Annotated in this window: 21 protein-coding genes; 16 read left to right on the top strand and 5 right to left on the bottom strand. The window is 68.5% G+C overall.

Annotation, left to right across the window (positions count from 1 at the left end; genetic code table 11):
• Positions 1-2 precede the first annotated feature (2 nt).
• Positions 3-1208 (bottom strand): DUF349 domain-containing protein, encoded by a 1206-nt coding sequence (locus HDA40_RS16485; protein ID WP_253756734.1) that lies wholly within the window; start codon positions 1206-1208, stop codon positions 3-5.
• Between the two features lie 204 nt (positions 1209-1412).
• On the opposite strand from HDA40_RS16485, the gene miaA reads away from it, so the two are divergent.
• Both miaA and dapF read left to right on the top strand, forming a co-directional pair.
• On the top strand, positions 1413-2321 hold the full coding sequence (gene miaA, locus HDA40_RS16480; RefSeq protein ID WP_253756732.1) for a tRNA (adenosine(37)-N6)-dimethylallyltransferase MiaA: 909 nt from the start codon (positions 1413-1415) through the stop codon (positions 2319-2321).
• Positions 2318-3109, top strand: coding sequence for a diaminopimelate epimerase (gene dapF / locus HDA40_RS16475; RefSeq protein ID WP_253756730.1), 792 nt, complete (start codon positions 2318-2320; stop codon positions 3107-3109). The genes miaA and dapF overlap by 4 nt, the downstream gene beginning before the upstream one ends.
• A gap of 134 nt (positions 3110-3243) precedes the next feature.
• Here dapF and HDA40_RS16470 read toward each other — a convergent pair whose 3' ends face one another.
• Positions 3244-4701, bottom strand: coding sequence for an NAD-dependent malic enzyme (locus tag HDA40_RS16470; protein ID WP_253756728.1), 1458 nt, complete (start codon positions 4699-4701; stop codon positions 3244-3246).
• A 122-nt stretch (positions 4702-4823) separates the two neighbouring features.
• Here HDA40_RS16470 and hflX point away from each other — a divergent pair, with 122 nt between their 5' ends.
• Together hflX and HDA40_RS16460 are read left to right on the top strand one after the other, a co-directional pair.
• Positions 4824-6257 carry a GTPase HflX gene (gene hflX, locus HDA40_RS16465; RefSeq protein WP_253756726.1) on the top strand — a complete coding sequence of 478 codons (1434 nt, stop codon included), beginning with the start codon at positions 4824-4826 and terminating at the stop codon, positions 6255-6257.
• A 66-nt stretch (positions 6258-6323) separates the two neighbouring features.
• Entirely contained in the window at positions 6324-7712 is a 1389-nt protein-coding gene (locus HDA40_RS16460) for a hypothetical protein (RefSeq protein ID WP_253756724.1), read from the top strand.
• Between the two features lie 95 nt (positions 7713-7807).
• Here the strand turns inward: HDA40_RS16460 and lexA are convergent, their stop codons facing one another.
• Entirely contained in the window at positions 7808-8482 is a 675-nt protein-coding gene (lexA, locus tag HDA40_RS16455; RefSeq protein WP_308197828.1) for a transcriptional repressor LexA, read from the bottom strand.
• A gap of 506 nt (positions 8483-8988) precedes the next feature.
• On the opposite strand from lexA, the gene nrdR reads away from it, so the two are divergent.
• The 6 genes from nrdR to HDA40_RS16425 all read left to right on the top strand — a co-directional run bounded on the left by nrdR (position 8989) and on the right by HDA40_RS16425 (position 14687).
• Positions 8989-9453, top strand: a complete 465-nt coding sequence (gene nrdR / locus HDA40_RS16450) for a transcriptional regulator NrdR (RefSeq protein WP_253763649.1) — start codon at positions 8989-8991, stop codon at positions 9451-9453.
• An 84-nt stretch (positions 9454-9537) separates the two neighbouring features.
• Entirely contained in the window at positions 9538-12339 is a 2802-nt protein-coding gene (locus tag HDA40_RS16445; protein WP_253756721.1) for a vitamin B12-dependent ribonucleotide reductase, read from the top strand.
• Between the two features lie 164 nt (positions 12340-12503).
• Positions 12504-12920, top strand: a complete 417-nt coding sequence (locus HDA40_RS16440) for a hypothetical protein (RefSeq protein ID WP_253756719.1) — start codon at positions 12504-12506, stop codon at positions 12918-12920.
• A gap of 218 nt (positions 12921-13138) precedes the next feature.
• The gene (locus HDA40_RS16435) at positions 13139-13342 is read left to right on the top strand and encodes a hypothetical protein (protein ID WP_253756717.1); all 204 of its coding nucleotides are present in this window, start codon (positions 13139-13141) and stop codon (positions 13340-13342) included.
• A gap of 225 nt (positions 13343-13567) precedes the next feature.
• A complete protein-coding gene (locus HDA40_RS16430; RefSeq protein WP_253756715.1) occupies positions 13568-14557 on the top strand; it encodes a DMT family transporter in 990 nt (329 codons plus the stop codon).
• Positions 14454-14687, top strand: coding sequence for a C1orf53 family protein (locus tag HDA40_RS16425; protein ID WP_253756713.1), 234 nt, complete (start codon positions 14454-14456; stop codon positions 14685-14687). Before HDA40_RS16430 ends, HDA40_RS16425 begins: the two co-directional genes overlap by 104 nt.
• A gap of 84 nt (positions 14688-14771) precedes the next feature.
• Here HDA40_RS16425 and HDA40_RS16420 read toward each other — a convergent pair whose 3' ends face one another.
• Positions 14772-15146 (bottom strand): VOC family protein, encoded by a 375-nt coding sequence (locus tag HDA40_RS16420; RefSeq protein WP_253756711.1) that lies wholly within the window; start codon positions 15144-15146, stop codon positions 14772-14774.
• Positions 15147-15230: 84 nt separating this feature from the next.
• Here HDA40_RS16420 and lhgD point away from each other — a divergent pair, with 84 nt between their 5' ends.
• From lhgD to HDA40_RS16405, 3 genes are read left to right on the top strand one after another with little or no spacing between them, the layout of a single operon-like run.
• On the top strand, positions 15231-16406 hold the full coding sequence (gene lhgD / locus HDA40_RS16415) for an L-2-hydroxyglutarate dehydrogenase (RefSeq protein WP_253756708.1): 1176 nt from the start codon (positions 15231-15233) through the stop codon (positions 16404-16406).
• Positions 16407-16455: 49 nt separating this feature from the next.
• Positions 16456-17361, top strand: a complete 906-nt coding sequence (locus HDA40_RS16410; protein WP_253756705.1) for an LLM class flavin-dependent oxidoreductase — start codon at positions 16456-16458, stop codon at positions 17359-17361.
• A gap of 16 nt (positions 17362-17377) precedes the next feature.
• The gene (locus HDA40_RS16405; protein WP_253756702.1) at positions 17378-17908 is read left to right on the top strand and encodes a hypothetical protein; all 531 of its coding nucleotides are present in this window, start codon (positions 17378-17380) and stop codon (positions 17906-17908) included.
• Here HDA40_RS16405 and HDA40_RS16400 read toward each other — a convergent pair.
• Positions 17905-18648 carry a Uma2 family endonuclease gene (locus HDA40_RS16400; protein ID WP_253756699.1) on the bottom strand — a complete coding sequence of 248 codons (744 nt, stop codon included), beginning with the start codon at positions 18646-18648 and terminating at the stop codon, positions 17905-17907. The genes HDA40_RS16405 and HDA40_RS16400 overlap by 4 nt on opposite strands.
• Positions 18649-18706: 58 nt before the next feature.
• Here HDA40_RS16400 and HDA40_RS16395 point away from each other — a divergent pair, with 58 nt between their 5' ends.
• The 3 genes from HDA40_RS16395 to HDA40_RS16385 all read left to right on the top strand — a co-directional run bounded on the left by HDA40_RS16395 (position 18707) and on the right by HDA40_RS16385 (position 20408).
• The gene (locus HDA40_RS16395) at positions 18707-19165 is read left to right on the top strand and encodes a DUF3592 domain-containing protein (RefSeq protein ID WP_253756696.1); all 459 of its coding nucleotides are present in this window, start codon (positions 18707-18709) and stop codon (positions 19163-19165) included.
• A gap of 1 nt (position 19166) precedes the next feature.
• Positions 19167-19580 (top strand): DUF3592 domain-containing protein, encoded by a 414-nt coding sequence (locus tag HDA40_RS16390; protein ID WP_253756694.1) that lies wholly within the window; start codon positions 19167-19169, stop codon positions 19578-19580.
• Between the two features lie 147 nt (positions 19581-19727).
• Complete coding sequence (locus HDA40_RS16385; protein WP_253756692.1) at positions 19728-20408, top strand: iron-dependent transcriptional repressor DtxR; 681 nt, start codon at positions 19728-19730, stop codon at positions 20406-20408.
• Positions 20409-20422 lie beyond the last annotated feature (14 nt).

Here is a 20422-nt window from a genome sequence, read left to right as displayed (position 1 = left end):
GGTTACGCCTGCTCGGCGAGCGCGAGGAACGCCTTCTTGGAGTCCAGGGCGGCCTGGGCCTCCTTGATCCGCTTGGCGTCGCCGGCGGCCTGCGCCTTGGCCAGCTTCTGCTCGGCCTCGGCGACCTGCTTGCGCATCTGGTCGAGCATCGGGTTGGCCGACGGCTCGACCCGGCGCCACGCCGAGTCCATCGCCGACCGCACCTTGTCCTCGACCGCGCGCAGCCGGCGCTCCAGCCCGGCGGCGGCCTCCCGGCTGACCCGGCCGGAGTCGTGCCACTGGCCTTGGATGTCCCGCAGCGCCGCCTGAGCGGCCTTCGGGTCGGCGTCCACGTCCAGCCCCTCCGCCTGCGACAGCAGCTCCTGGCGCTTGCCCAGGGCCACCTTCTGCTCGGCGTCGCGAGCCGAGAAGACCTCGCTGCGGCGGGTGAAGAACGCGTCCTGCGCGGCGCGGAACCTCTCCCAGAGCTTCTGCTCAGCTTCCTTGGCGGCGCGGGGAGCGGCCTTCCACTCGTTCATCAGCTCCTTGAGGCGGGCCGCCGTCGCGTTCCACTCGGTGGAGTCCGACAGCTTCTCGGCCTCGGCGACGAGCTCCTCCTTGCCGCCCTGCGCCTGCTTGCGCTGGGCGTCGAGGCTGGCGAAGTGGGCGCCGCGGCGGCGGGTGAAGCCGTCGCGGGCGGCCGCGAACCGCTTCCACAGCTCGCCGTCGGTCTTCTTGTCGATCCCGCGGATCAACTTCCACTCGTCGAGGATCTCCTTGAGCCGGTCGCCGGCGGCCTTCCAGCCGGTCGCCTCGGCGGCCAGCTTCTCGGCCTCCTCGACGAGGGCGGTCTTGCGGGCCACCGCCTCGACCCGGGCGGCGTCACGGGCGGCCTTGGCCGCGCCGGCCTTCTCCTCGGCCGCGGTGGCCAGGCGCTCCAGACGAGCGGTGAGCGTGGGGATGTCGCCGACGACGTGTGCCTCTGGCATCCCGGCGAGCAGCTTGCGCACCGCCGTCAGGGTGTGCCCGGGGTCGGCCGAGCCGTTGCCCAGCCGGGTCTCCAGCAGCTCCACCTCGGTGAGCAGGTCGGCGTAGCGCCGGGCGAAGTGGGCCAGGCCCTCTTCCGGGGTGCCCGCCTGCCAGGATCCGACGACTCGTTCTCCCTCGCCGGTCCGCACGTAGACCGTGCCGTCCTCGTCGATCCGGCCGAAGGTCGTCCAGTCGCTCATTGTGCCCATCCTCAGTCTTCCCGGGCCGGTCCGGTCCTCCGGAGCCGCCCGCCAGCGCGCGTAAGAAGTTGCTCCCGCATTGTCACAGGTCTTACCCGGTGTGCGTCCACCGCCTGCGGCCGACCGTGACCATACGGTGTCCTTGATGATTCTGACAGCCTCTCACCCGCAAGTCGCGGGGCACGAAAAGGTTACGGTTGTCCGATGCGGGTGATCGCCATCGTGGGTCCGACAGCGGCCGGAAAATCGGCTCTGTCGATCGCGCTCGCCCATGTCCTGGACGCCGAGGTGATCAACTGCGACTCCATGCAGTTCTACCGTGGCATGGACATCGGCACCGCGAAACTGTCTCCCGACGAGCGGGAAGGCGTACCGCATCATCTGCTGGACATCTGGCCGGTCACCGAGACGGCCAGCGTGGCCGTCTTCCAGGACCTCGCACGCGACGCGATAGCGCAGGTCGCCGCGCGTGGGCGTACCCCTATGCTCGTCGGCGGCACGGGCCTGTATCTGCGCGCGGTGCTGGAGGAGTTCGAGTTTCCGGGCACGGACCCGGACGTGCGCGCGCGGCTCGAGGCCGAACTGGCGGTGACCGGTCCGTTGCCGCTGCATCGGCGGCTGGCCGACCGCGACCCCGCGGCCGCCGCGAAGATCCTGCCGAGCAACGGCCGGCGCATCGTCCGCGCGCTCGAGGTGATCGAGATCACCGGGCTTCCGTTCACCGCCGCGCTGCCCGCGCCGACTCCGCGCTACGAAAGCCTGCAACTCGCGGTCGATCGCGACGACCTGCCCGAACGGATCGAACTACGGGTACGCAAGATGTGGCAGGACGGGCTCGTCGACGAGGTGCGGGGGCTGATCCCCCAAGGACTGCGCGACGGGAAGACGGCCTCCCGGGCGCTGGGCTACCAACAGGTTCTCGCCTACCTCGACGGCGACTGCACCGAGGAGGAGGCGTTCGCGGCGACCGTCACCGGCACCCGACGCTTCGTCCGGCGGCAGCGCACGTGGTTCCGGCGCGACCCCGCGATCACCTGGCTCGACGGCGCGCGGGAGGATCTGGTGGAACAGGCGCTGCAAGTGGTCAGCGCGGTCGAGGGGGTGGCGTCGTGAGACTTCCGTACGCGAAGGGTCACGGGACCGGCAACGACTTCGTGATCCTCGACGCCGACGTCCCGCTCACCCCGGAACTGGTGGCGGCGTTGTGCGACCGGCATTTCGGCATCGGGGCGGACGGCGTACTGCGGGTGTTGCCGAACACGTCGCCGGGTGCCGCCTGGTTCATGGACTACTGGAACTCCGACGGCTCGCTGTCGGAGATGTGCGGGAACGGCGTACGCGTCTTCGCCCGGCACCTCGTGGAGAGCGGCCGGGTGGCCGAGGACGCCCCGATTCCGATCGCGACCCGGGCCGGACTGCGTACGGCACTGCCCGAGGGCCCGGGGTTCCGCGTCGACATGGGCGCGCCCGTCCTGCTGGGGACCTCGTGGGCGCAGATCGGCGACGCCAAGTTCGACGGCGTCGGCGTCTCGATGGGCAACCCGCATCTCGTGTGCCCGGTGCCGACGGTCGAACCGCTCCACCTGTGGGAGTCGCCCGCGTTCGACACCGACTTCTATCCCGAAGGCGTCAACGTCGAGTTCTACACCGAGCTGGAGCCCGATCACCTGCGGATGCGGGTGTACGAGCGCGGCAGCGGCGAAACCCTCTCGTGCGGCACCGGTACTTGCGCGGTCGCGGTCGCGTACCTGCACGCGGGTGGCCGTACGACGGGGACCGTGACCGTCGACGTTCCCGGCGGCCGTCTGGTCGTCACGGTCGACGATCAGACGTGCTGGCTGGCCGGGCCCGCCGTGATCCTCGCGCACGGCTTCGTCGACACCGACGCCCTCCGCTACTAACCCGCTCCCGCCGCCCGCTCCCAGGGCTGCCTTTTGGCGCTGGATCAGGGATCTGAGCCGTATCTTGGGCCAAGATTCGACCTAGATCCCTGATCTGCCGCCTACGGGCATGCTGCCCAATGGGTGCGAAGCGGTCAGGCGATGGGCTCTGGGGGAAGTGCGGCGGCCCGGCAGACGGCCGTGACGGCGGCGGCCACCGCCGGAGCGACCTTCGGGTCGAAGACGCTCGGCACGATGTAGCTGGCGTTGACCTTCTCCTCACCGACGACGTCGGCGATGGCCTGGGCCGCCGCGAGCGCCATGTCCTCGGTGTATTCGGAGGCCTGCGCGTCGAGCATGCCCCGGAAGATGCCGGGGAAGGCGAGCACGTTGTTGATCTGGTTCGGCTGGTCCGAACGGCCGGTCGCCACGACGGCGGCGTACTTGCGGGCCTCGCGCGGGTCGACCTCGGGATCCGGGTTGGCCAGGGCGAACACGATCGCCTTGTCGGCCATCTGCGCGATGTCCTCGCCGGTGAGCAGGTTCGGCGCGCTGACGCCGATGAAGACGTCGGCGCCCTTGATCGCCCCGGGCAGGTCGCCGGAGTAGTTGGTCTTGTTGGTGTGCTCGACCAGCCACTGGTGCGTCGGGTTCAGCCCGTTCATGCCGCGGTGCAGCGCACCGGCCCGGTCGTACGCGATCACGTCCCCGACGCCCTGCTTCAGCAGCAGCTTCATGATGGCCGTCCCGGCCGCGCCCGCGCCGGACACGACGACGCGGACGTCCTCGATCTGCTTGCCGACCACCCGCAGCGCGTTCGTCAGCGCCGCCAGTACGCAGATCGCCGTGCCGTGCTGGTCGTCGTGGAAGACCGGGATGTCCAGGAGTTCCCGCAGCCGGGCCTCGATCTCGAAGCAGCGCGGTGCGGCGATGTCCTCCAGGTTGATCCCGCCGTACGCCGGCGCGATGGCGCGCACGATCTGGACGATCTCGTCGGTGTCCTGGGTGTCGAGCACGATCGGCCAGGCGTCCACATTGGCGAATCGCTTGAACAGGGCCGCCTTGCCCTCCATGACCGGCAGCGACGCGGCCGGGCCGATGTTGCCCAGCCCGAGGACGGCCGACCCGTCGCTGACCACGGCGACGGTGTTGCGCTTGATGGTCAGCCGCCGGGCGTCGGCCGGGTTCTCCGCGATCGCCATGCAGACGCGCGCCACCCCCGGCGTGTACGCCCGCGACAGCTCGTCCCGGTTGCGCAGGGTCACCTTGGGGCTGACCTCGATCTTGCCGCCGAGGTGGAGCAGGAAGGTCCGGTCGGAGACTTTGCGTACCTCGACTCCGTCGAGCGCTCCGAGGGCGTCGACCACCTGATCGGCGTGGGCCGTGTCGGCCGTGTCACACGTCAGGTCGGCCACTACGCGTACGTGGTCGGAGTCCACGACGTCCAGCGCCGTGACGATCGCCCCGGCTTCGCCGACGGCGGTGGTGAGACGGCCGATCGCCGACGAGTCCGCGGTCACCGCCACCCGGATGGTGATCGAGAATCCGGCACTCGGCAGGCGCATTGTCGACACTTTCGTCCCTTTCATCACACTCCGTCGTGGCCCAGCCATTCTCTCACCGTTGTCGGAACGGCAGCGAACCGCAGCCACCGCTTGTGACCTACGGACACGGACAAATGGGGGTGCGCGGGAGGGTCCCGGCGTGCCACGCTTGACGGTGAGGAGGACAAGTTTTGACGAACTATCATGCTGAACCGCTTGTCGAGACCGGTGACGCTGAGACGCTGGGCGATCTTGAACTCGCGGAGAGGCACGCGCTGCGACGCGTCGCAGGTCTGTCCACCGAGCTCACCGATATCACCGAAGTTGAATACCGTCAGCTGCGGCTCGAACGAGTCGTGTTGGTCGGGGTCTGGACCGCCGGCACCGTGGTCGACGCCGAGAACTCCCTGACCGAGCTGGCCGCCCTCGCCGAGACCGCGGGTTCGCAGGTCCTCGAGGGCTTGATCCAGCGGCGCAGCCAGCCCGATCCGGCCACCTTCATCGGCCGGGGCAAGGTCGACGAGGTCCGCTCCGTGGTCGAGTCGACCGGGGCCGACACCGTCATCTGCGACGGCGAGCTGTCGCCGGGCCAGTTGCGCGCCCTGGAGCAGCAGATCAAGGTCAAGGTCATCGACCGGACCGCGCTCATCCTGGACATCTTCGCCCAGCACGCGAAGAGCAAGGAGGGCAAGGCCCAAGTCGAGCTGGCCCAGCTGCAGTACCTGCTGCCCCGGCTCCGTGGTTGGGGTGAGGCGCTGTCCCGGCAGACCGGTGGATCCGGTCGCGGCGGCGGCGCGGGCGGCGGCGTCGGCCTGCGTGGTCCCGGTGAGACCAAGCTGGAGACGGATCGCCGGCGGATCAACCACCGCATCGCCAAGCTGCGCCGGGAACTGGCGTCGATGCGTACCATCCGGGACACCAAGCGGGCGACCCGGCGGCGGAACGAGGTGCCGGCGGTCGCGATCGCCGGTTACACCAACGCGGGCAAGTCCAGCCTGCTCAACCGGATCACCGGGGCGGGCGTACTGGTCGAGGACGCGCTCTTCGCGACCCTGGACACGACCACCCGGCGGGCTACCGCCGGGGACGGCCGGGTCTACACGCTGTCGGACACCGTCGGTTTCGTCCGGCATCTGCCGCACCACCTGGTCGAGGCGTTCCGCTCGACCCTGGAGGAGGTGGCCGACTCCGACCTCGTGGTGCACGTCGTCGACGGCGCGCATCCCGACCCCGACGAGCAGGTCCGCGCGGTGCGCGAGGTGCTCGCCGAGGTCGGCGCGGACAAGCTGCCGGAGTTGCTGGTCGTGAACAAGGTCGACGCGGCCGACGAGGAGACGCTGCTGCGCCTGAAGCGTGAATGGCCCGGCGCCCTGTTCGTCTCCGCCCAGTCGGGCGCGGGGATCGCGGAACTCAAGGCCGCGATCGAGGCACGGCTGCCGCGTCCCGCGGTCGAGGTCGCCGTTCTGGTGCCCTACGACCGGGGCGATCTGGTCACTCGGCTCCATCTGCGTGGAGAGGTCCAGGAAACGGACCATCAGGAAGAAGGCACGTTCCTGCGGGTACGCGTCAACGCGGAGTTGGCCGCCGAACTGGCCCCGTATCTGGTGACGGAAAGTAAGAGCTAGAGCGCTGTCGGGTAACGACAGCACCGGATTCCCCACCGCCTCGGCTGAGCATGCGAGACTTGCCGAATGCGGCGTGTGACGTTCTCGGTCATGGCGGTGGGGGCCGCTCTTCTCCTCGGGTCCCCAGCCTGGGCGGTCGACCCTTCCCCGTCGACTTCGGCAGCCACCACGGCGGCTCAGGGCAAGAAGATCTGCAAGCTCACCGATGCGAAAGTCGGTGAGCTTTCCGGCATCGTCGCGACCGAATCGGGCTTCCTCGCGGTCAACACCACCGACAACGTCGACAACGCCGCCGAGAGCCACCAGAAGATCTGGCAGCTGACCTCGGCCTGCAAGGTGACCGGCAAGGGGATCTCCTTCGGCGGCGGAGGCTCCAACTCGCCGAACGACATCGTGCGAGCCAAGGACGGCACGATGTGGATCGCCGACACCGGCAACGCGAAGGACCGCCCGAGCGTGGCGTTGTGGAAGCTGCCCGCCGCCCTGACGACGCCGCAGATCTTCCGGCTGACCTTCCCCGAGGGGGACAAGCACGAGGTCCAGGCGCTCCTCATCAACGGCGACGGCACGCCGATCCTCGTGACGCACGAGAACGACAAGACCGCGTTCCTCTACACGCCCACCACCGCGTTGTCCGCCACCGGGGCCGTGCCGCTGAAGCAGGCCGGCAAGATCGAGATCCTGACCACGGTCACGGAGAACATCCTCGGCGGCGCCGGCCGCAAGGGCTTCACCGGTGGCGCCGTGTCGCCTGACGGAACCCGGGTCGCACTGCGTACGCAGGCCGACGCCTACGAGTGGGATGTCACCGGTGGCGACGTGCTCGCCGCACTGAAGACCGAACCCCGCGTGACCGGGCTGCCCGCCCCAGCCGAGCAATACAGCGGCGCGATCACCTACTCCGCCGACGGCACGCAGCTCATCACCGCGCCGCGCCTCGACAAGGCGGCGGACAAGGAGAGCACCGCACTTCTCAGCTACACCCCGACGACCAAGCGCTATGTCGCCCCGCCGACCGTCAAGGCGGCCGAAGGCGACTCCTGGATCGTGAAGTGGGCCAAGGACCTCTCACTGGACCAGGTCTACATGCTGCTCGCCGGAGTGGGCTTCGCCGGCCTGATCCTCGTCGGCCTGGGCGTCTTCGGAATGATCAACGGCAAGAAGAAGCGCCAGAAGGCAGCCGCGGCGGCGAAGAAGAAAGCCAAGCGCGAACGAGAAGCACTCGATGGATTCGGCGACGCCGACTTCGCCCTGCCGACCGACAACGCCCAGACGACCGTGCTGGCCCCGGTGCCCGGATACGACGACCGAGGTCGCGGCGGATATCCAGACCAGGGCGGCGGGGTGTACGGGGCGCCGCAGGGAAGGCCGCAGCCGGGATATGGACCCCCGCAGCCGCAGTACGGCAACCCGCCCCGTCCCAATCAGGATCCCTGGGATCCGAACCGGTACTGATTCCGTTGTCGGCGGTGGCGGATTCCGATTGCTGAAACGGCCCCATTCGTCCTAGAGACGAAATGGGGCCGTTGACGAAATGGGGTCCGTTGACGCTATACGCGCCGCATCACCGCGACGACCTTCCCCAGGATGGTCGCCTCGTCACCAGGAATCGGCTCGTAGGCGGGGTTCCGGGGCATCAGAAGCACATGCCCGTTCCGCTTCCGATAGGTCTTCACCGTCGCCTCCCCCTCGATCATCGCGGCGACGATGTCGCCGGAGTCGGCGGTCGGCTGCTGGCGTACGGCGACCCAGTCTCCGTCGCAGATGGCCGCCTCGATCATCGAGTCGCCCTTGACCTGGAGCAGGAAGAGGGTTCCCTCGCCGACGAGTTCACGGGGGAGCGGGAAGACGTCCTCGACGGATTCCTCGGCGAGGATGGGACCGCCGGCGGCGATGCGCCCGACGACCGGCACGTACGCCGGGGTGGGCCGCAGCATGCCGAGCAGTTCCGGGTCGGTGTCGGCCGGGGGCCGGACGTCGACGGCGCGCGGGCGGTGCGGGTCGCGGCGGAGGTAGCCCTTCCGCTCCAGCTCCTTGAGCTGGTACGCGACGCTCGACGGGCTGACCAGGCCCACGGCGTCGCCGATCTCGCGGACGGTGGGCGGGTAGCCCTTCTGGTCCATCCAGGCGCGGATGGTGTCCAGGATGCGCCGCTGACGGGCGGTGAGCTCGGGACCGCCGGACAGGTCGAACGGCGTGGCGGAGAGCGAGGCCACGCTACGCATCGCGGTCTTGGGCTTCTTCTCGGACGCCATCTGGCTGCCCTCCTGCTGAACTGACCCGGGGAAGCTGATCATTCGACGAAAGTCCGGGCACCGCTGGCGGCGTTGTGTCCGGATTCGCTGAGATGACCGTATCGTGTTTCGCCGACACCTTCAAACAGCTGTACGACGCGTGTCGGTCTCGACATCGTACGGTTGTTCTGGTACCGCTTTCAAGTCCTGCCTTTCGGGCAGGTTCATGGCGGGCAGTAACCGCGAGGCGGCGCGGCGTGTTGAGATTCGCGACACGTGTATCCGACGCCGTGTCGAACTTGCGCGACGACCCTCCGAGGAATAAGTTCAACCCCAACATCTTGTGGTGACCGAGGCGCTCGACATCTATAGATAGCGTCGAGTGACCGGCCACAGTGATCTGCGTCATCTCATCGGCGTCGGCCTTTCGAGGACGGCCCGTGATCAGCCATGTCCGCCGGACGTGGCACCCGGCCGGGTGGGAGGAGGGGGACCTGATGCGCTGCCCGTACTGCCGGCACGCCGATTCCCGGGTGGTCGATTCCCGGGAAGCCGAGGACGGACAGATCATCCGGCGGCGGCGTCACTGCCCGGAATGCGGCAAACGGTTCACCACGGTCGAAGAGGCCGTTCTCGCCGTAGTGAAGCGGAGCGGGGTCACCGAGCCGTTCAGCCGCGGCAAGATCGTCGGCGGCGTACGCAAGGCCTGCCAGGGCCGGCCGGTGGACGAGGACAAGATCGCGCTGCTGGCGCAGCGGGTCGAGGAGACCATCCGGGCGCGTGGGGCGGCCGAAGTCCCCTCGCACGAGGTCGGCCTGGCCATCCTGCAGCCGCTCCGCGAGCTGGACGAGGTGGCGTACCTGCGATTCGCGAGCGTCTACCGCGACTTCGAGTCGCTGGAGGACTTCGAGCGCGAGATCGCCGCACTGCGTACGCGCAACGGCAGCACCGCAGCTGTCTGAACGCCCTGGTAGGGCGCGTTACATCACGAACTGAATTGTCACAGGCACGCGTTATACAGATGTGAAAGCTGGAGGGGGCTCACGATGGCGGGACGCACGCGAGCGGCGGCAGGCCTGAAGATCGAACGGGTCTGGACCACGGAAGGGGTCCACCCTTACGACGAGGTGGCGTGGGAGCGCCGCGACGTCGTCATGACCAACTGGCGGGACGGCTCGATCAACTTCGAGCAGCGGGGGGTCGAGTTCCCCGAGCTCTGGAGCGTCAACGCCACCAACATCGTGACCACGAAATACTTCCGCGGCGCGGTCGGCACCCCTGAGCGCGAGTGGAGCCTGCGCCAGCTGATCGACCGCGTCGTGCAGACCTACCGCAAGGCCGGCGACGAGTTCGGCTACTTCGCGTCCGACACCGACGCCGAGGTGTTCGAGCACGAGCTGACCTGGATGCTGCTGCACCAGGTGTTCAGCTTCAACTCGCCGGTCTGGTTCAACGTCGGCACCCCCAGCCCGCAGCAGGTCAGCGCCTGTTTCATCCTCTCGGTCGACGACTCGGTCGACTCGATCATGGACTGGTACAAGGAGGAGGGGCTGATCTTCAAGGGCGGCTCCGGCTCCGGCATCAACCTGTCCCGCATCCGGGCCAGCCGGGAGCTGCTCTCCTCCGGCGGCACGGCGTCCGGCCCGGTCAGCTTCATGCGCGGCGCCGACGCGTCCGCCGGGACCATCAAGAGCGGCGGCGCCACCCGGCGCGCGGCGAAGATGGTCATCCTGGACGTCGACCACCCGGACGTCGAGGAGTTCATCGAGACCAAGGCGCGCGAAGAGGACAAGATCCGGGCCCTGCGCGACGCCGGCTTCGACATGGACCTCGGCGGCAAGGACATCATCAGCGTCCAGTACCAGAATGCCAACAACTCGGTCCGCGTCACCGACGAGTTCATGCACGCGGTCGAGGAGGGCAAGGGCTTCGACCTGATCGGGCGGCTCGACGGCCAAGTGATCGACACGATCGACGCGAAGTCGCTGTTCCGCAAGCTGGCGCAGGCCGCGTGGGAGTGCGCCGACCCCGGTATCCAGTACGACGGGACGATCAACGACTGGCACACCTGTTCCGAGACCGGCCGGATCACGGCCAGCAACCCGTGCTCGGAATACATGCACCTGGACGACACCTCGTGCAACCTGGCCTCGCTCAACCTGATGAAGTTCCTGAACGAGGACGGCTCCTTCGGCATCGAGAAGTTCGTCAAGTCGGTCGAGTTCGTGATCACCGCTATGGACATCTCGATCTGCTTCGCCGACTTCCCGACGAAGAAGATCACCGAGAACACCCGGGCCTACCGGCAGCTCGGCATCGGCTACGCCAACCTCGGCGCCCTGCTGATGGCCAGCGGCCTGCCCTACGACTCGGAGGGCGGCCGGGCGGTCGCCGCCGCGATCACTGCCCTGATGACCGGGACGGCGTACCGGCGGTCGGCCGAGCTGGCCGGCGTCGTCGGCCCTTACGACGGCTACGCCCGCAACGCCACGCCGCACCAGCGCGTGATGCGTAAGCACGCGGCCGCGGCCGACGAGATCAAGCCGATCGGTGACGTCGCCAAGGCGATCACCAAGGAGGCGGCCAAGCAGTGGCAGCTCGGCAACAAGATCGGTGAGAAGCAGGGCTGGCGCAACTCGCAGGCGAGCGTCCTGGCGCCGACCGGCACCATCGGCTTCATGATGGACTGCGACACCACCGGCGTGGAGCCGGACCTGGCGTTGGTCAAGTTCAAGAAGCTGGTCGGCGGCGGCTCGATGCAGATCGTCAACCAGACCGTGCCGCGCGCGCTGCGCGCCCTGGGCTACCAGGAGGAGCAGGTCGAGGCGATCGTCGAGTACATCGCCCAGCACGGCCACGTCGTGGACGCCCCCGGCCTGAAGTCCGAGCACCTGTCGGTCTTCGACTGCGCCATGGGCGAGCGGGCCATCTCCCCGATGGGCCACGTGCTGATGATGGCGGCGATCCAGCCGTTCATCTCCGGCGCGATCAGCAAGACCGTCAACATGCCGGAGTCGGCGACCGTCGAGGACGTCGAGCGGATGTACTTCGACGGCTGGCGGCTGGGCCTGAAGGCGCTGGCCATCTATCGCGACAACTGCAAGGTCGGCCAGCCGCTGTCGGTCGGCGGCAAGAAGGCCAAGGCGGCGGAGAAGGCCACCGAGGTCGCCCCGGTCGCGGCGGCCGAGGTCGAGAAGGTCGTCGAGTACCGGCCGGTCCGCAAGCGGCTGCCGAAGAAGCGCCCGTCGCAGACGGTCTCCTTCACGGTCGGCGACGCCGAGGGCTACCTGACCGCCTCGTCCTACCCGGACGACGGCCTCGGCGAGGTCTTCCTGAAGATGTCCAAGCAGGGCTCGACCCTGGCGGGCGTGATGGATGCCTTCTCCGTCGCGATCTCCATCGGCCTGCAGTACGGCGTGCCGCTGGAGACCTACGTCGGCAAGTTCACCAACATGCGGTTCGAGCCGGCGGGCATGACCGACGACCCGGACATCCGGATCGCCAACTCGGTGATGGACTACATCTTCCGCCGCCTGGCGCTGGACTTCCTGTCCTACGATCGGCGGGCCGAGCTGGGCATCTTCACCGCCGCCGAGCGGACCGCGCAGCTGCGCGCCGAGGAGGAGGGCACGGAGTACGTGCCGCCGGCCGCCCCGGAGAAGCCGGTCCTGCAGATCTCCCAGGCGCCGTCGCCGGCCAAGGCCGTCGGCTCGTCGACCGAGCTGCTGGAAGCGGTGCTGGGCAAGGCCGCCGACGCGCCGCTCTGCTTCACCTGCGGCACGAAGATGCGTCCGGCCGGGAGCTGCTACGTCTGTGAGGGCTGCGGCTCCACCAGCGGTTGCAGCTGAAACTAGTCATCAGAGGCTGTCTGTTGCGCGGGATGCGACAGACAGCCTCTGTTGCTGTCACGGCAGATGTCCGCGCAGCGGCACCGATACCTGATCAAGTACGCCAAGTACTTGACGTACTTGCCGTACGGCGGCAAGCTTGGTGCGGACGATGAGGAGGTGCCATGTCGGCCGTTCACTTCGACAGTTACACGGACGCGCGTACGCACTTGAAGGATCTGCTGGACGCTGCTGACAGAGGGCGTGTCGCTACGGTTCGCCGTGATGCACGGACGACGGCATTCGTCGATCGAGAGCGCTTGCGTCACTTCTTGACGGTCGTCAGCCCGTCTCGTGCTCAGGTCGTCGCCGAGGACGGCGGCTGGTCGGTCTTCATTCCTGGGCTGCCTCTCGCCGCCGACGGAGCGTCGTTCGACGAAGCGCTGGACGAGATGGTTCTTGTCCTCCGCGAGTACGCCGAGGACTGGCAGGAACGCTTGCTGGATGCACCTAACCATGCAGGCAACTGGGGTTTGGTGCAGTTGGTGAGCCTCAGTAGTGACGATCAGTTGCGAGAATGGCTTGTCGGGACTGGCCGATGACCTGGCCGCAGCCCACTCGGCAGCTTCACGAGAAGTTCTGCCAGGTGGAGGACTGGGTTCCGGTGCGGGACGCACGTGGACGGACGGGGACTCACCATGTGACCTATGAACTCGGCTTGCACGACGGTCGAGTTCTGAGGACCAGAATTTCTCATCCCGCCGATCGAACCACCTACGGCCCAGGCATCTGGAGTCACATTCTGCGTGACCAACTCGTCGTGACGGATGTCGAATTCTGGCGCTGCGTACAAGAGGGAGTCCTGCCCGATCGGGGCCGACCCGAGGTCCCCGCGGAGGCCCTTCCCGCCGAGCTTGTGTACCTGCTCATCAATCGAGTCGGCCTGGATGAGGCAGTCATCGCGAAGATGACCAAGGACGAAGCGGTAGCCCGGCTCAACGAGTATTGGACCGAAGAAGCCTGACGGGGCCTAGCAGCTGATCGTCCCGAGGTACGAGAGGGGAGCCACCGGCTCCCCCGTTGCCGTATATGGTGACCGCCATGGGACGCACCATCATTTCGCCACCGGTCGTCTGACCGCGGTCGGCGCCCATCTCCACCTGTTCCGGGCTGTGTGAAGCCCGGACGATGAGTCGTCGTCCGCAGAAGCCAGTCATGGTTCGGACGACTCTCAGTGGAGAAATCGATAATGAAGTCTGGCGTCTTTTTCGTCGCGGCCGCCGCCGTCGCCTGGGGCATGGGCGGTGTGGTCGCGTCGGTCCTCTATCGGATCAGCGGCATGGGGCCGTTGGCGGTGTCGTTCTGGCGGGCCGGGTTCGGCGTACTCGTGCTCGTGCTCGTGCAACTGGTCCGGCGTCGGCCGGTCGGACCGCGGGCGCTCTTCCCACGCGGCTGGGTCATGATCGTGATCGGGCTCGGCCTGGCCGTCTACCAGTCCGCGTACTACCTGTCGATCGCCCAGGCCGGAGTCGCGGTCGGCACCGTGGCCACGCTCGGCGCGTGCCCGATCCTGGTCGCGATCGGCGCACGGCTCTTTCTCGGTGAGCCGCTCACCGGCCGCGCGGTCCTGGCCGTCGGGGTCGCGATCGCGGGTCTCGTCATGATCGTGGGCGGCCCCGGCGAGGTCGGCCCACACCCGGTGCTCGGCATCTTCTGGGCACTCGTCTCCGCAGCCGGCTACGCGGTGGTCACGCTGCTCACCCGGCGGTACGCCGACCGCATCGGATCGGATGACGTAGGCAAGACGCTCGCCTCGTTCGTGGTGGCGACGCTGTGCCTCCTGCCGTTGGCCGCGGCGGAAGGGCTGCTGCCCGCGTCGAACGCGACCGTCGCGTTCGGGTGGCTGGTCTTTCTCGGAATCGTGCCCACTGCGATGGCGTACACGTTGTTCTTCAATGGTTTGAAGACCGTGCCCGCGACCACCGCCGCGATGCTGGTGCTGATCGAGCCGGTCAGCGCGCTGGCGGTGGCGGTGGCGGTGCTGGGGGAGCGGCTCGGCCTGCCGGCCGTCGCCGGTACCGTGATGCTGCTGGCCGCGGTCGCGGCCATGAGTGTTCCGGTGCGGAGGGGGAGCCGTGCAGCAGTTGCCGCTGGCGCCGCGGGCTTTGACCGAGCCGCACCCGAGCCGGCTGTCGCCGGAGCATCCGAGGCGAGCGGAGATCCTGCGTCGGCACGCTGACGCGATGGCGGGCGGACAGGCCGGCTATCTCGATCCCGAGACCGGCCTGTTCGTCCTCACCGCGAAGTTCCTCGCGGATCGCGGCATGTGCTGTGGACGCGGCTGCCGCCACTGCCCCTACGTCCTATAGCGGCAGATCAGGGATGTGCAGCCGGGCGGTGCCCATGATCGCCTGCATATCCGTGATCTGCCGCCGAACGGGTGCCCAAGATCGTCACGCGTTCTGCCAGAGGCCGATCAGGTTGCCCTCCGTGTCGCGGAAGTAGCCGGTGAAGCCCATGTCGCCGACGGCCTGGCGGCCGATGACCGCCTCACCGCCGAGGCGGACGACCATGGCGAGGGCGTCGTCGATGTCGGCGACCTCGATGGTGATCACCGGGCCGTCGAACGGCGCTTTGCGGTCGAGCAGACCGCCGTTGATCGCGCCCGGGGTCAGCGGGCCGCGATCGCCGCTCGGCGTGGTCGAGACCATCGTGTACCCCATCGCCGGGATCGGCGTGAGATCCCACCCGAACGCCTGGGTGTAGAAACTCTGGGCCCGCTTCATGTCCTCGGCGGGCACTTCGAAATGGACGACTCGTCCGGTCATGTCCTTCAGCGTAGAACGAAGCCTGACAACTTCATGACACTTCGCGAGGGCTGTACGCAGGGAAGATCGGCGTACGCTGCTCCGGTGACCCGCTACGTCGTCATCGGTGGTGGCATCGTCGGCCTGGCCGTGGCCCGTCAACTTCTCCTGGATCAGCCGGACGCCGAGGTCACGGTGGTGGAGAAGGAGGAGCGCCCCGGCGCGCACCAGACCGGCCACAACTCCGGCGTTCTGCACGCGGGCGTCTACTATCCGCCCGGCAGCCTGAAGGCCCGGCTGTGCCGAGCCGGGGTCGCGCAGATGATCGACTTCTGCGAGGAGCACGACGTCCCGTACGCGATCACGGGCAAGCTCATCGTGGCGACCGCGGCCGGTCAGCTCGGCCGGCTCCGGGCGCTGGAGGAGCGGGCGCGCGGCAACGGCATCACCGTACGCATGGTGACGGCGCACGAGGCGCGCGAGCTGGAACCGCATGTGGCCTGCGTGGGGGCGTTGCACGTGCCGTCGACGGGCATCGTCGACTACGGCCGGGTGGCGCTGGCCCTGGCCGGGCAGATCGAGAAGCTCGGCGGCCAGGTCCGGTTGGGCGAACAGGTCACCGACATCCGGAGCGACACGGTCGTGACGACCGCCCGGGAGCTGCGCTACGACACTTTGATCAACTGCGCGGGCCTCTACTCGGACCGGATCGCCGCCCTCGCCGGAGTCGCCCCGCCCGCCCGGATCATCCCCTTCCGAGGCGAGTACGCGCAGCTCAAAGCCCACCGCACCGACCTCGTCCGCGGCTTGATCTATCCGGTGCCGGATCCGCGGTTCCCGTTCCTCGGCGTACACCTGACCAGGATGATCGACGGGACCGTCCACGCCGGACCGAACGCCGTGCTCGCCCTGGCCCGCGAGGGATATCGCTGGAGCAAGATCCGGCCCGGCGAGCTGGCCGCCACGCTGACCTACGGCGGCTTCCAGCGGCTGGCGCGCCGGCACTGGAAGTACGGCCTGGGCGAGGTGACCCGGTCGCTGTCCCGGCGGCGGTTCGCCGCGAGCGTGGCACAGCTTGTGCCGGAGCTGACCCGGGCCGACCTCGAACCCGCCGGTTCGGGCGTACGCGCCCAGGCGATCAACCCGGACGGCAGCCTCGTCGACGATTTCCTCATCGTGCGTACGCACCGGCAGGTGCACGTGCTCAACGCGCCCTCACCGGCGGCGACGAGTTCGCTCGCGATCGCCCGCCACATCGTGCGGGAGATGGCCGCCGCCTGACGGGTCCGCTTCGGAGGCGGTCGCCCGGCTACCGTCCTACGCTGGGGCTATGAAGCTTGGCGTGGGACTGCCGGTCTCCGGTTCGTGGGCGACGCCCGACCGCATCCTGCCGATCGCGGCGCGGGCCGAGGAACTCGGCTACGACAGCCTGTGGACCTTTCAGCGCCTGCTCGCCCCGGCGGGCCTGGCCGACCAGTACCGCAGCGTCCTCGATCCGCTGCTGCCGCTGGCCTTCGTCGCCGCGCAGACCTGGCGGATCCGGCTCGGCGTCGCCGTCGTCAACCTGCCGTTCATCTCCCCGGTCGTGGTCGCCAAACAGCTCGCGACGCTCGACGTGCTCTCCAGCGGCCGGGTGGACGCCGGGCTCGGCACCGGCTGGCAGGCCGAGGAGTTCACCGCCACCGGCGCTTCGCTGCACGATCGGGGCGCCCGCGTCGCCGAGTACGTGTCCGTTGTGCGTACCTTGTGGACGGAGAAGTGGCCCGAGCACGCCGGGCGGTTCTATCAGGTGCCCCGGGCCGAGTTCGCCCCCAAGCCGGTCCAGCCGCGCATCCCGGTCCTGCTGGGCGGAACCGCGCCCGCCGCGTTGCGCCGAGCGGGCCGGATCGCCGACGGCTGGATCAGCAGCAGTTCCGCCACCCGACAGGACGTCCGGCCGATGATCCAGCTGATCCGCGAAGCGGCCGAACAGGAGGGGCGCGATCCCGAGACGCTGCGGTTCATCTGCCGCTGCGCCATCCGCGTACGCGAGGCCGGCCAGGCCGACCGGCCGCCGCTCACCGGCAGTCTCGCCGAGATCCGCGGCGATCTGGAACGCCTGGCCGAGCAGGGAATGACCGAACTGTTCCTGGACCTCAACTTCGACCCCCGGATCGGCTCGCCCGACGCCGACCCGCAGGTCTCGATGCGGATCGCGGAAGAGGTCCTCGACGCCTTCTCACCGGGGAGGGAGTAGTGCTACCTTCTCCGCCGTGCGTGCCGCGCTTGCCGGTGCGGTGACCGCGGCGCTCCTCCTGTCCGGGTGCACCGCCTCCCCGCCCACCCCGAAACCCGCGCCCACCGCGCAACAACGCCCGGCCGCGCTCGAAGGCGGCGCGTGCCAGCTCATCGACTTCTCGAAGGTCAGTGGGTCGCTGGGCCAGTCGTTCACGATCGCGGCCGCGGCGACGAAGGACAAGACCTTCACCTGTGTCGTACGCACAGAGCAGAGCCCGCTTCCGGAAGTGGTGCTCTCCGTGACCCAGACCAAGGCGGACGCCTCCGTCTTCAAAGACGTCGTGAAGCCGAAGGGCGCCGCCGACGTCCCCGGCGTCGGCAAGGCGGCGTATCAGCTGGTCACACCGGCCAAGGGGCAAGCCGGACCAGTCGTGGAGATCGGCTGGCTGACCGGCGACGCGAGACTGCTCTTCCTCCGGCTCTCCCTCGCGGCGGGCGCGGATCCGGCGGCGTCCACGGCCGGGCTGGTGAAGCTGGCCAAGGAGATCGACAAGTCCAGCAACTAACGCCCAGCCCGCGCCCGCAGCTTCGCGTACCGGGTGGACAGCGCGGGCAGGTCGATCGTCACCGGGTAAGGCTGCTCTGTCTTGAACACGCCTGTCGTCGCACCGATGCGCCGATATTCGCCGGTCTGCGAGTCGAGAGCCATCTCGGCGAGATACAGCTGTTCTTCCTGCGAATCGATGATCCAGTAATGCGGAATGTTCGCGATGGCGTAGGCAGTCGCCTTGTCCGCCATCTCACGGAAGGACTGCGACGCGGAGACGATCTCGACCGCGAGCAACGAGCCCGCGACCGGCACGGGTGACACGTCGATGTGTTCGACCGGTATGACAACCACGTCGGGGCGCGGTTCGTTCTCGTTGTCGATTGCGATCGACTGATCAGTGCTGACGACGTGCGTCTGCGGGCAGTGCTCGTCGAGCGCGAGCTTGACCCGGATGGCGATTTCCTGATGGGTGAAGGTCGGGGACGGCAAGATCAACCGTCCGTTGACGAGTTCATAGTTCAGGTTCTCCGGCAGGTCCTGGAGGTCGTCCACAGTCCACTCGGTCCGGTCGAGATAGCTCGGCCGGGTATCCGCGACGGCAGTCATGGGCTGCTCCTCGTTCTCGGGCGATGTCATGAGAACCTTCCGCTTCGCGATCAGAGCCGGATACCGCATTGTCATCTGTCCGACAATCCGCAGCTCAGCGCGGGTCTGGACAGTCACGACGAGCGTACGCCCGCTCACGTCGCGCAGCATCTCCCCGCTTAGCGGGAGGGGTTACGGGGATTGCGGGTCGGCATTACGCTGCCCGGTCATGGCGAGTGTCTTCGGCGCGTTCCCCGTGATGTTCATGATCGTGGCGGCGGTGATCGGCGTCGGCGGGATCGTGGGGCTCGTCAAGGGCATCGCGCGGCTGCGTGGCTCGGCTTCGCTGAAGGAGGACGGGCGGGAGACGACCGGAACCGTGGTGGACAGCCAGATGGAGAGCCGCGGGGCCGGGGACAACCGGTTCATGGTGTTCCGCCCGGTGGTCCGGTTCCGTACGCAGGAGGGCCGGGAGATCACTGCGGTGGGCCCGGGGGCGAGCCGTCGCTCGTTCGTCAAGGATTCGACGGTGCCGCTGCGGTATCACCTCGAGCGGCCGACGGAGATCGAGATCGTCACCGGCGAGGGCAGCGGCTCCGGCGCCTGGGGCATGATCGCGGGTGGTCTGCTGGCCGCCGTCGCCGGTCTGTTCTTCGTCCTCGTGGGCTGGAACTGGAATGTGACCTGAGATGGGCGTGTTCGCCGCGGTGGTCGCGGTCGCCTGGGCGGTGATCGCGCTGCTCTGCCTGCTCGCGGGCGTACGCCGGATAGTGTGGTCGGAGCGGCTGCGCCGGAGTGGGATCGAGGCCGCGGGCACGATCGTCGAGAGTCAGTTCCGGTCCGGGTTCGCCGGGCGGGTCTGGTATCGGCCGGTGGTCTCCTTCCGGACTCAGGGCGGTCAGCGGATTCTGGCTCTCGGCCCGGTACGCCGCCGTTCGGCGTACCCCAGACGGGCACCGGTGCTGATCAGGTATAGAGCGGGCAAACCGACCGTCATCGAAATCGTCGACGGACCCGGCGAAGGGCCCAGCCCGGCCGGCTACCTGTTCGCCGGGCTGCTGCTGCTCGTGGTTCTGGTCACCTTCGCCGCCGCCGTGGGCTGATCAGCGATGTCCACCTGGCGATCTTGGACGTGCCGTATTCGCCGCTAACTGGAATCACCCAATAGAATCGCAGGCAGCCACAGAGCCAGCCTTTGCGCCCCTGCGTAGGAAGCTCCCACGGCGTGAGCTGCCGGAGGACCGAAGACCGTGAACGACCTCGTAGACACCACCGAGATGTACCTGCGCACCATCCTCGAACTCGAGGAGGAGGGTGTGCCGCCGCTGCGTGCGCGGATCGCCGAGCGGCTGCACCAGAGCGGTCCGACGGTCAGCCAGACGGTCGCCCGGATGGAGCGCGACGGACTGCTGAAGGTCGTCGAGAGCGACCGTCACCTGGAGCTGACCGACACCGGCCGCTCGCACGCGGTCGCCGTCATGCGCAAGCACCGGCTCGCTGAGCTGCTGCTCGTCAATGTCATCGGGATGCCTTACGAGGACGCCCACGACGAGGCGTGCCGCTGGGAGCACGTGATGAGCGACACCGTCGAGCAGCGGGTCTACGAGCTGCTCAACCGGCCCACGCGCTCGCCCTACGGCAACCCGATCCCGGGTCTCGACGCCTTCGACGGCGTCCAGCCCAAGACGGAGGTCGAGGCCGAGCGGAACCTGGCGTTCCCCGGGCTGTCCGGCTCGGTCATCGTGCGGCGGATCTGCGAGAGCGTGCAGACCGACGTCGAGGTGCTGCGCCAGCTGCACGCGGCCGGGGTGGACCCGGGCGCGACCGTCACGGTGGCGCAGGAGCGCGACGGGGTCACCATCGACCGCTCCGGCGAGCAGGTGCGCCTGCCGCGCGAGGTCGCCTCGCGGGTGTTCGTCTCGACCCGCTGATCACTCCGGCAGGC

Source organism: Hamadaea flava, from assembly GCF_024172085.1.
GTDB lineage: Bacteria > Actinomycetota > Actinomycetes > Mycobacteriales > Micromonosporaceae > Hamadaea > Hamadaea flava.
The sequence above is the reverse complement of the archived record's forward strand: the minus strand, read 5'-3'. Positions and strand labels throughout refer to the sequence as shown.